Source organism: Butyrivibrio sp., from assembly GCF_015056685.1.
GTDB lineage: Bacteria > Bacillota > Clostridia > Lachnospirales > Lachnospiraceae > Butyrivibrio.
On the sequence record NZ_SVFW01000003.1, the window covers coordinates 1 to 12,539 of the forward strand.

At 43.3% G+C, this 12,539-nt stretch carries 5 protein-coding genes and 1 riboswitch; of the genes, 1 reads left to right on the forward strand and 4 read right to left on the reverse strand.

Annotated features, from left to right (window positions below; genetic code table 11):
• Window positions 1-226: 226 nt before the first annotated feature.
• Window positions 227-3,712 carry a DNA polymerase III subunit alpha gene (locus tag E7303_RS01550; RefSeq protein ID WP_292143532.1) on the forward strand — a complete coding sequence of 1,162 codons (3,486 nt, stop codon included), beginning with the start codon at window positions 227-229 and terminating at the stop codon, window positions 3,710-3,712.
• A gap of 23 nt (window positions 3,713-3,735) precedes the next feature.
• Here E7303_RS01550 and E7303_RS01555 read toward each other — a convergent pair whose 3' ends face one another.
• The 4 genes from E7303_RS01555 to xylB all read right to left on the reverse strand — a co-directional run bounded on the left by E7303_RS01555 (window position 3,736) and on the right by xylB (window position 12,479).
• The gene (locus E7303_RS01555; RefSeq protein WP_292143533.1) at window positions 3,736-5,973 is read right to left on the reverse strand and encodes a glycosyl hydrolase 115 family protein; all 2,238 of its coding nucleotides are present in this window, start codon (window positions 5,971-5,973) and stop codon (window positions 3,736-3,738) included.
• Window positions 5,974-6,024: 51 nt separating this feature from the next.
• Window positions 6,025-8,007 carry a glycosyl hydrolase gene (locus E7303_RS01560; protein WP_292143534.1) on the reverse strand — a complete coding sequence of 661 codons (1,983 nt, stop codon included), beginning with the start codon at window positions 8,005-8,007 and terminating at the stop codon, window positions 6,025-6,027.
• A 1,426-nt stretch (window positions 8,008-9,433) separates the two neighbouring features.
• Window positions 9,434-10,624, reverse strand: a complete 1,191-nt coding sequence (metK, locus tag E7303_RS01565; RefSeq protein WP_292143535.1) for a methionine adenosyltransferase — start codon at window positions 10,622-10,624, stop codon at window positions 9,434-9,436.
• Window positions 10,625-10,719: 95 nt separating this feature from the next.
• A riboswitch (SAM riboswitch) is annotated at window positions 10,720-10,839 on the reverse strand.
• A 170-nt stretch (window positions 10,840-11,009) separates the two neighbouring features.
• Window positions 11,010-12,479: a xylulokinase gene (gene xylB, locus E7303_RS01570; protein WP_292143536.1), complete on the reverse strand. Its 1,470-nt coding sequence runs from the start codon at window positions 12,477-12,479 to the stop codon at window positions 11,010-11,012.
• Window positions 12,480-12,539 lie beyond the last annotated feature (60 nt).

A 12,539-nucleotide genomic window follows, 5' to 3' on the forward strand; every position in this document is an offset into this window, starting at 1 on the left:
ACTTTTACCCTAAAACTAATGCGAGGTTTCCGCATAATTACTGCGGTTCCTCGCATTTAGACTGTCAAAGATGGGAATTTAAATCTGCAACGGAAACGTTTCTTATTTCAATTTTTTTTAACATTTTCACTAATTATTTTATCATATTGTCTGCTTTCTTGTGGTATTGGATGTTAATCCCATTGATGCTATAATCTTCTAATAATCATTAAAGTTGAGGGAAAACATGGCATTTACGCATCTTCACGTCCACACTGAATACAGTCTTTTGGACGGATCTAACAAAATAAAAGAATATGTAAAAAGGCTTAAAGAACTTGGTATGACCGCCGGCGCAATTACCGATCACGGAGTAATGTACGGTGTGATTGATTTCTATAAAGCCTGCAAAGAGGCCGGCATCAACCCTGTTATCGGCTGTGAAGTGTACGTTGCTCCTTCTTCACGTTTTGATAAGGAAGCTTCTGCCACTGACGACAGGTACTATCATCTGGTTCTTTTGGCTGAAAATAATGTAGGCTACGCCAACCTCTCGCATATTGTAAGCCGCGGATTTACCGAAGGTTACTACTACAAGCCACGTGTAGACATGGAGCTTTTGGAGAAATATCACGAGGGTATCATCGCCTTGAGCGCGTGTCTTGCCGGCGAGATTCCCCGCAATATATTAAAAAGAGAAAACGCCAAGGCAAAAGAAGCTGCCATCCGCATGGACAGGATATTCGGTCATGGCAATTTCTTTTTAGAGCTGCAGGATCACGGTATTCCCGATCAGAGAACTGTGAACAATACTCTTTTGGCCCTTTCAGATGAGCTTGACATTCCGCTGGTTGCAACCAACGACTGTCACTACACTTACGCTGACGACGCGGAAGCTCACGATCTTCTTTTGTGCATCCAGACTGGTAAAAAAGTTGGTGACGAGGACAGGCTTCGCTATGAAGGCGGGCAGTACTACGTAAAAAGTGAAGAGGAAATGAGAGCTCTTTTCCCTTATGCAAAAGAGGCTCTTGATAATACGCAGAAAATTGCGGACAGATGCCATGTAGAGATTGAGTTTGGTGTCACAAAGCTCCCACACTTCGAGGTTCCTGAAGGATACGATTCCTGGACTTACCTGAATAAGCTGTGTCTTGATGGACTTCATGAGAGATATCCCGATGACGACGGCACTCTGAAGAAAAAGCTTGACTATGAGCTTGGCGTCATCAAGCGAATGGGGTATGTGGATTACTTCCTTATTGTATGGGATTACATCAACTATTGCCGTGAGCACGATATAGCAGTTGGCCCGGGCCGTGGTTCTGCTGCCGGAAGTATTGTTTCCTACTGTATGCACATAACCAACATTGATCCTATTAAGTATGACCTTCTCTTTGAAAGGTTCCTTAACCCTGAGCGTGTGTCCATGCCTGATATTGACGTGGATTTCGAGTACGAGCGCAGGCAGGACGTTATCGACTACGTAACCGAAAAATACGGTGCGGACAAGGTTGTTCAGATCATAACTTTTGGTACTCTTGCTGCCAAGGGTGTTATCCGCGATGTGACAAGGGTTATGGATCTTCCTTACAGCTATGGCGATCAGATTGCAAAGATGATCCCCAACGAGCTTAACATAACGCTTGAGAAAGCTCTTTCCATGAACCCGGAGCTTAGAACCCAGTATGAAACTGACGAGACAGTGCATAAGCTCATAGACATGTGTAAAAAGCTTGAGGGTCTTCCAAGGCACACATCCATACATGCGGCAGGTGTAGTTATCTGTCAGGCTCCGGCTGAGGATTTGGTTCCTTTGTCCCGCTCTGCTGAAGGAAATATAACAACTCAGTTCACCATGACCACCATAGAAGAGCTTGGTCTTCTTAAGATGGACTTTTTGGGACTGCGAACCCTTACAGTTATCAAGGACGCTGTGCGTTTTGCCAACAATTCCATCGGTGCCAAAAAAGGTGACCCTAATTTCATCGATATAGATAAAATTGATTACAATGACCCCAACGTCCTTGCGCTTATCGGAAGCGGCAAGTGCGACGGTATATTCCAGCTTGAATCAGGCGGTATGCAGGCCTTTATGAAGGAGCTTCGCCCCCAGTCTCTCGAAGACATCATAGCGGGAATATCTCTTTATCGCCCGGGCCCAATGGATTTCATTCCTAAATATATTTCAGGAAAAAACGATGCTGCATCCATCAGCTATCAGACTCCTGAGCTTGAGCCAATATTAAAGCCCACCTACGGCTGTATCGTATACCAGGAACAGGTTATGCAGATAGTTCAGCAGCTGGGTGGCTACACTCTTGGCCGAGCTGACCTTGTAAGACGTGCCATGAGTAAAAAGAAACAGCATGTCATGGAAGTTGAAAGAGCTAACTTTGTATACGGCAATCCCGATGAAAATGTTCCAGGATGCGCTTCAAAAGGCATTTCTCCTGAAATTGCCAATGCAATTTACGATTCCATGATGGACTTTGCAAAGTACGCCTTTAACAAATCACACGCTGCCTGTTACGCAGTAGTTGCCCTGCAGACAGCATGGCTCAAAAACTACTACCCTGTAGAATTTATGGCAGCGCTCATGACTTCAGTTATTGATAACCCCGGCAAAGTTTCCGGCTACATCATGAGCTGCAGAAACATGGGAATAACTCTTTTACCTCCTGATATCAATGAGGGGTACTCAGGCTTTTCTGTTACTGACCACGATGGCAAAAAGGCCATAAGATACGCACTCACTGCCATCAAAGGTGTCGGAAGGCCGGTTATTTCTGCCATTGTAAAAGAGCGTGAGCTTCGCGGAAAGTTCAAGAATATCAACGATTTCCTGACTCGTATGCAGGGAAGAGAAAGCGACGTAAACAAAAGAGCTATTGAAAACTTCATAAAAGCCGGTGCTCTTGACTGCTTCGAGGGAAGCCGCAAACAGCTCATGACTGTTTATGTGCAGATAATGGACCAGCTCCACAACAGCGGAAGAAACTCAATGGCGGGCCAGATGTCACTATTTGATCTAGCCGGAGAAACTGAGAAAAAACAGTACGAAGTACCACTACCTGATGTAGGAGAGTTCCCCCGTGAGCTTCTTTTAGAATTTGAAAAGGAAGTCCTTGGAATCTATGTTTCAGGCCATCCTCTCGAAGAGTATGTGGGAATGTGGAAAAAGAATATTACAAATACCACGGCAGATTTCTATCTTGATGACGAGACAGGAGTTCCTAATGTAAAGGATAACGCCAATGCAAAGATAGGCGGCATAATAAGTGATAAAAAGATCAAGTACACCAAGACTGACCAGGTTATGGCATTTTTGTCCTTGGAAGATATGGTTGGAACTGTAGAAGTAATTGTCTTCCCAAAGACCTACGAAGCCAACGCCCCAAGGCTCAACACCGATGCCAAGGTGTTTATTGAAGGCCGCGTATCTGTCGAAGAAGACCGCGACGCCAAGCTCATTGCCAGCAAGATCACGCTGTTTGATGAGATAGCCAGAACAGTGTGGATAAGATTTGCCAATATAGACGAATACTCTGCTAAGGAGCAGGAGCTCTTTTCACTGTTATCGGATAGTGACGGCAAAGACGAAGTCACTGTTTACCTCACAGACACCAAGCAGGTAAAAAAGCTGGGTAAAAGCTACACAATAAGAGCTGACAAAGATATGATTGAAATGCTTGCAAATGCATTTGGCAGAGAAAACGTTCAGGTTGTTTGATACAGCCTGAACGTTTTTGTTTCTCACCTGGTCATGAGATTCCACAGCTCATCATCTGTCAAGTGCGCCTTAATTCTAAGGATAAGATGCACTTTTTCTCCACCGGATTCTTTTTGGAATTTGCGCTGCCACTTATAAAAGTGAGGGCCATCTCCTAATACTCTAAGATATGACATAAGGCTTTCAGCTACAAAGCCTGACTGTCTGATATCCGCTTCGCAGTCATTCTCATAAAATCCTTCCCAAATGTCATGTTCATGGCTTCTCATAACATTGTAGCCTTCAAAAAAAGCTTTTTTTGCCAGGCCGGCCTCATAAAAAGCTGTGAGGTAATCCACAGGCTTGCCATTTGGACCTTCTTCAAGAACATCTATAAATTTGCCACCTTCACTTTTATCATCGAGACAGGTAAGAATAGCCCTGCAAATATGGTACGCTCCAAGATAGCTGTAGTAGTGGTACTGAACCTGACAGATAAGGTTGTTACTGAATCTTTCTGCTTCCTTTGCATCGCCTGCGGCTAAGAGGTCCTCTTTTACTCTATTGCAGTCTGCAAGGTATTTTTCGTAACCATCAAGTGCTTCCTTATATTTTTCTTCATGCCACTTTACCTGTTCTAATAATGTGTCTCTTTTACAGATCCAGTTAAGTTCAGGTAGTGACTTGGTATTTGCAGGATCCAGCTTATTGAAATTGCTGATAAATCCGCAGGTCAAAATCCTTGCTCCGTGATTGCTAAACTGTTCTCCCGCATGGTCGTCTTCATTTGGCCCATACTTTGGAGTGTAGTCAGGCCATGCTTTGTAGGCATCTTCAATCTTGCGGAGCAATTCTGACGTGGCAGTATTGCCGTAGTATCTTTTGACAAAATCCTGCAGATGCTCTTTGGCATATTCTCGGCTATCAATGCTCTTGATATTGCTTTGAAGAGATTCTGCACCTTCATCATTACCGTCTTCCATGCCCCCACTCCACATCCTGGCTATAAGGTCAAGGTAGTAGGTGTGAGGTTTTATATTTGAGCAGTTGATTATCCAGAAATCATCTACTCCATGAGCATATACGTCTTTTAGCTCATTTACTACAAATTCAGGCGAATTGGGAAGCATGGTCATCATGGCTGCCGCCTGAAGATCATAGAAAGATGCATGGTAATAGATTCCATGAGCACTATTATCTCCATGAGCAGGAAGGGCATAAACTCTAGGATTGTGGTTGTTCTGTCTTCTCGAAACCATCTTGCCAAAACCATTATCTGCCCAAATCTTTATGACATCTTCAGGGAATGTGAGATATCCATCCTTGTAAAGCTCCATAGTTTCGCCGTAAAGGTTTGTACAGCAAACTGCATCCTTATCTGACTCTTTTACCAGATTATACTGTTCAAGGATAAGATCGCTCATGAGCTTGCCGCGAGCTTCAGGTGTATCGTAGGTTGGATCATCAGCCCAAAAAGGCCTGTCTCCCTGGCCTCTAAATCCCAGATTCCACACCACCTTACAATTCTTTTGATCCTCTATAGCCTGCTGCCAGAGGCCCCTGAAAAGATCCGGGTGCTTGTTGAAACTTGCCTCAAGATCAGGATAAGCCCTAGCAAACATCTGGGCTCCCAAGGGTTCCGCATGATGGTGAGTTATCCAAAGGCCATAATCATTAGCAAGGTCTTTATACCTGTGAGAATTGTGGTCAGTGCCCGGAATCGTCATATTACCACCGCAGCGAAGAAGGGCTTCAAAGGCCATTTCCCACGGGAAGTTCTCACCGACCTTTTCTCGCCATCCGTCAAAAAGGACCTCATCATTTATAAACCAGCCGCGGAATCTGACTTTGGAAGGTTTTGATTCGTAGTGATAGTTATCAGGAACTATGTGCTCTGATTCTTTCGTAAGCTCCTGTTCATTCCAAAACCAGAAATTCTGAACTCCTAAGAATTCTCTACTGACATGGTAAATGCCATAGATAAGGCCAAGACTGCTGGCAGATGTTATGGTAAGGTTGTCTTCATTTCTGTCTATCGTAAAAACTTCAGTCGCTGCATCATACGCAATTGACTTTTGGCTATTAGAAGATACTTCGCTATGTGATAAGCCGCTAGTTCCACTATTGGCGCGGTCTTCAATGTGAACCAGCCTAATCTCAAGCCCTGGTTCTGTGGTGTCTTTACATGTATTTTTAATATCTCTCTCCAGTGCCTGCACCGCTTTACGTACAGGTACCAGGTTAATGTCCCCAATTATTTTAGTGTTGATGTTGATCTGCATTTTGTGTATCCCCTGCTCCTCTCTAGAAATAATTCATTCTTTCGAAATGCGCTAGTGACAAATCACATTCTCTTCTAACTCCATAATCCACAGATTGCACGGCTCAATAGTGATGTTTTCCACATCTGTTCTACTCTCCAGTGTATAAGGATTCCATAGTGACACAGCTCTAAACTCGCCGGATCTGATGTTCACTGTGATAGGCTCCATTCCTTCGTTAGTGAGTATAAGAATGTCTTTTCCATCCTTTACTATGTGGCTGCAGCGAAGGTCATCGGTATCGCCGCTAAAATAAAGTCCCCTGCGGACATTTTCCAAAACATGTTTGACTAGTTCCTGGTCATTTCTTACAGTCACTGCATCATCTTCATTAATAGCATTATTGGCGTATAGCTCACCATTTACACTGGCAGCTTCACTGGCAGATGAATTCAAGAGCTTTCCACATGCTATCAATAGTTTTCCGCCACTTTTCGCAAACTCTTTTAACAGATTCTTATCACTTTCATTGAGAGATTCGTACTCTTCCTGCTCTGCGATCAGAACCGAATACTTCTGAGCTGCAATACTTATCTTTCCATCTGCGATCTTGCACTCAGGCAGGAGCTCAGCTTCCAAATAGTTAAACTCAATCTGATTTGTAAAAAGAGGCTTTGCGATTTTCCAGGACAAAGTATCTGCGCCGCACAAGATTGCAACCTGCGCGCAATTATATGAATCCGTGTTGAGGTAGCACATCCTCTTGATAAAATCACTCATCTTGCGGTACTGAGGCCAGAAAGGATTATTAAGTCCTACCTCTGGTGGACGCTCATCACCTCTGTCTTCTCTTATTGAATAGTAGAAAGCATGAGGATAAACGAGATTAACCCCTCTGACAAAAAGCCAGTTAAGGTACCATCTCATATCCTGTTCTGTAAAAAGCTTTGGATCCTGCCTCTCGCCACAGCAGCCAAAGCACTCATTGCCGTTTCTTCTTTTGCCTCGATGTCTTGCACTGTCTGAAGAGCATTTTCCCATTGTGGAGTGTTCCCCTTCTATAGCATGACCATCCTCCGGCTCAACAAATCTCCAGACTATATCCTGGCAAGGTCTCTGGAAATACTTAAGATAGCCGATGTCCGTGCTCTTCTCCGGGTGGCCTGTAAGCTCGATCCCATGGGATACGCACCAATCGGAAAGCTGCTTGTAGTAGCTGTTAGCAAGCCTTTCATGAATAACCTGTTTGTAGATACGTTTTGCCAAAAAAGCTCTATTTCCATTCTCGACTGTCATAGAGTTATCACTGATATTAACGCTTTTGTTGCTGACATTGGGATTATCACTACCGTCGATATCTTCACTCTTGGCATTAAATGCCTCACTTTTATCAACACATCCACTTTCAAACAAGTACTTCAGCTCTTCTTCAGTTCCACCTGCTGACTTAAATTCTTCAAGAAGTCCCTCACTCCAAGGAATAACATCCTCTCTTGAATTTCTTCCTAATATGTTTGGTTCATCAGTAAAGAAAGCTATTATGGTATCTCCAAAGTATTCCGAGAGCTCAGAGTAGTATTTTTCATGAGTAATCTCTATAAATTTAGCTACAGCTTTTGGATTTAAAAGGTCTGCGCTTTTTGGAGCATTTTCCTCTCCATCATCTTCCCCTGGATGAACACCCCTGATCGTGCCGCCACTTGGAACAAGCTCATAACTATCACCATTTTTTAGAAGTCCCTTCGACGCAAAAGAAGGATCGGCCTTTACCACTTCCCCATGGGCAGAACCGGAAGGATACATGGCTTCGTCATAAAGAACTACCTTCATATCCATCTCTTTTGCTTTCTGAACTGCAAACCTTACATAATGAAAATATTCAGCAGATAGATATTCTATTTCTTTTGGTAATCCTTTTCTTGGATGAATTACAAAACCATAAACGCCCTTGTCCTTCATCTCCTTCATCTGTCTTAATATTTCTTCTTCAGACAGATAATCATTCCAAAACCAAAATGGAATTGGTGTAAACTCCTTAAGTGCTTCGATTTCCATACCCTCTCCTAATACCTTGATAATACGCTAGTTCCCTATACTGATATTATCACTTATGGAAATATTTTCTTCGCATTTTTTGTCCAATAATTTGTAATTTCTTCTATTTATAATTGGTATGTTTTTTGGTATTCAAAGTTTTTGGGGGGCTCTTTGTATATGCGTAAGTAATTGGCTTCGCGTATGTCAAACACTGTTGATTTTTGTTACGAATGTGTACGCCACCCTTGACTGAATCTTCTGGAAACGCCGTCGATACTCTGCCGACGGTGAAGATGATGGGAACAGTAGATTTTATCTCACCGTCGGATCCAGCATTTTAGCGTTTCCATCAGCCCCGTCAAGGGCAAGCACCTCCGGTGTGGCTGTTTTTTTGCCTCGGGCTCCAAATCCAGGAACAGTAGGGGCGGCTGCTTTCAAGAACGTGCATGGCTATATGCTCATTTTACTATGGCAATTTATATATTAATCTGCAATCTGCACGAATATTGCCATGCTGTTACACCTTGCAATTACAACAATTATGACCTAATCAGTGGTTTTCATATGTCTAGGTCATGTTTTGGGGCATGATATTGTCTTGCGATTACAAAATTCATGACCTAATCAGCGGTTTTCCTACGTCTAGGTCATGTTTTAGGGCATGGTAGTGCCTTGCGATTACAAAATTCATGACCTAATCAGCGGTTTTCCTATGTCTAGGTCATGTTTTGGGGCATGATATTGCCTTGCGATTACAAAATTCATGACCTAATCAGCGGTTTTCCTATATCTAGGTCATGTTTTGGGGCATGGTATGCCTTGCGATTACAAAATTCATGACCTAATCAGTGGTTTTCCTATGTCTAGGTCATGTTTTAGATGCTCGGCCCGGTTTTGGCATATAGCCTAATATCTGGCTTGCAGCCACCCTCATCCTGCTGTGATGTAGGATAAAAGCGAAAGATTTGTGATACTTATCCCATTCAATCCAAGCAGATTTTCTACATGGGGGAGCTGCAGACATGTAGCCCTGCACACTCTTGAAAGCAGCCATCCCTACTGTTCCTGGATTCAGAGCCTGAGGCACCTTAAAGCAGCCACACCGAAGGTGCTTGCCATTGACGGGTTCTGAGGAAAACGCTACAATGCTGAATCCGACGGTGCGAGATAACTACTGTTCCCATCATCCTCACCGTCGGCTCGACGACAAAGACGTTTTCCTCAGGTTCAGTCAATGGTGGCGTACGCTGCCGCAATCTAAACTTTTCCAAGAAAGTCCAGAGAGATGGTCTTACCAACAAACTTGGATTACAAAAAAATCCTCAGCCAACCCATACAGGGTGGCTGAGGACGAATTTTTATCCTACCAAAAATCAACATGTACTATTCCAAAGTCAACATGAAACATTCCTATTGGCTCATGATAGTTCTTATTGCATTTCTATTACTTAACTGCTGCCTTGAGCTCTTCAACCTTATCTGTCTGCTCCCAAGGAAGGTTAAGGTCGTTGCGGCCGAAGTGTCCGTAAGCTGCTGTCTGCTTGTAGATAGGACGACGAAGGTCGAGCATCTTGATGATTCCTGCAGGACGAAGATCGAATACCTTGCGAACTGCCTCTGTAAGCTTTTCATCAGAAACCTTACCTGTTCCGAATGTATCTACAAGAATTGATGTAGGCTCAGCTACACCGATAGCGTATGAAAGCTGAATCTCTGCTCTGTCTGCAAGGCCTGCTGCCACGATATTCTTGGCAACATATCTTGCTGCATATGCTGCAGAACGGTCAACCTTTGTGCAGTCCTTTCCTGAGAAAGCTCCGCCGCCGTGACGAGCAGCTCCACCGTATGTATCAACGATGATCTTACGACCTGTAAGTCCTGCATCACCCTGAGGTCCACCGATAACGAAACGACCTGTTGGATTGATGTAAATCTTAGTAGCATCGTCAACCATAGCGCTGTCAACTACAGCATCAATAACATACTTTCTGATATCCTCATGGATCTGCTCCTGAGTAACCTTCTCATCATGCTGAGTTGAGATTACGATAGCTTCAAGTCTCTTAACTTTTCCATTCTCATCATACTCAACAGAAACCTGGCTCTTACCGTCTGCTCTAAGGTAAGGAAGTGTTCCGTTCTTTCTGACTTCTGTAAGCTTCTTTGTGAGCTTGTGAGCAAGGCTGATAGCGTAAGGCATGTAATCATCTGTCTCGTTTGTAGCATAACCAAACATCATACCCTGGTCACCGGCACCGATAGCTGAAAGCTCTTCATCAGTCATCTGATTCTCTCTTGCTTCAAGAGCCTTGTCAACACCCATAGCGATATCAGCTGACTGCTGATCAAGAGCTACAAGTACTGCGCATGTGTTTCCATCAAATCCCTTTGATGAATCGTCGTATCCGATTTCCTTGATTGTCTCACGGGCAATCTTAGCGTAGTCAACGTGAGCCTTTGTTGTGATCTCACCTGTAATAAGAACGAAACCTGTACAAGTTGCTGTCTCGCAGGCAACACGGCTCATAGGATCCTGTTCCATGCATGCATCAAGAATTGCATCTGAAATGTTATCGCATATTTTATCAGGATGTCCTTCTGTTACTGATTCTGATGTGAAAATAAATTTATCCATATAATACCTTTCTGTGCCATTTTAAGCACTAAAAAATCCACTCGATTTATGACGCGTGCAAGTCACAAATGAGTGGAACTAATCATCACAAGTCCCTCTTATTGCTCGTAGTCCGAAAAAACGGAATTGCACGCTCAGGTTGGCACCTTCCTGAATGATCAAGGGGTTGCCGTGGCTTCATAGGTCCTATGTACCTCCACCACTCTGAATAAGAGAACAATAAATTGTAAAAGCGGATATATTGCTATATCCGCATAAATATTACCTTATATGGATTATAAAATCAATAGGTCAAATAATAACATTTGTCTTATAAAAGTATAAACAAATGATAGCCACCTATCAGATAGCCTTATCAAAGGCATGCTCACATGTCATCAAACTATCAGATGATCTTATCAAAAGTATCAGCAAGTGCAGGATAGATGTTCTTAAACTGCTGGTATCTTGCCTCATACTTTGCAACAAGCTCAGGATCTGGCTTCTCAGTCTTATCAACCTTAACGATTGCAGCTGCTGCCTCTTCAACACTCTTGTATGCTCCGCATGCTACCATCGCAAGCATTGCACCACCCATTCCAGGTCCTTCCTCGCAGGCAGGAACATCAACTTCGATGTTGAGGATGTTAGCGATCATCTTTCTCCAGAGAGGGCTCTTTGCGCCACCGCCACAGATCATTGTTCTCTTTGGCGCAACTCCGATAGATTTTGCAACTTCATACATATCTCTTGTAGCAAAAGCAACACCCTCAAGAACAGCCTGAGTCATATCTTCTCTTGTTGTATCCATTGTAATGCCTGTAAATGTGGCACGTGCGTTAGGATTGTTCCATGGTGATCTCTCTCCCATGAGATATGGTAAAAAGAATACGTGGTTCTCACCAAGCTTCTCAATCCCCTTCTGCTCAACGGCATAATCCTTAGTCTTAAGGATTTCATCCATCCACCACTTATTGCAGCTTGCTGCGCTGAGCATGCATCCCATAAGGTGGAAATGTCCATCTGCATGGTCAAAAGAATGAAGCGCATTGTTCTTATCTACTGCAAAAGAGTCAGCTGACATGAAGATTGTTCCGCTTGTTCCAAGTGAAATATTACATCTGTTGTTGCCAACTGTACCTGTTCCAACTGCAGCTGCTGCATTGTCTCCGGCGCCTGCTGCCACTACAACTCCTGCATTTAAGCCGAGTTCAGAAGAGAGCTCTTTTGTAAGTTCTCCAACCTTCTCATAGCTTTCAAAGAGCTGTGGAAGCATATCCTCAGTAATGTGGCAGATATCGCACATCTCCTTGGACCATTTACGATTCTTAACATCCAAAAGGAGCATTCCTGAAGCATCTGAATAGTCTGTACAGAATGTTCCTGTAAACTTATATGCAAGATAATCCTTAGGAAGCATTATCTTTTTGATCTTTTTGAAGTTCTCAGGCTCATTCTCCTCAACCCAAAGGATCTTAGGAGCTGTGAAACCTGCAAATGCGATATTGGCTGTATACTCAGAAAGCTTGTCTTTTCCAATCTCGCCGTTTAAATAATCAACCTGCTTCTGTGTTCTTCCGTCGTTCCAAAGAATTGCAGGACGGATAACATTGTCATTCTCATCAAGGATAACAAGTCCATGCATCTGTCCGCCAAAACTGATGCCTGCAACCTGTGTTTTATCCACATCTTTAAGAAGTTCCTTAAGACCATCTACAGCCTCTCTGTACCAGTCTTCAGGGTTCTGTTCTGACCAGCCCGGCTGTGGGAAATACAAAGGATATTCCCTTGAAGTTGTTCCATGAATAGTTCCCTTTTCATCCATAAGTACGAGCTTAACAGATGAAGTCCCCAAATCTACACCTATAAAAAACATACCTTCCTCCTAATAATTGTAAAGAATTTGTTTCTTACTCTGCTTTATCCACATCGTTGG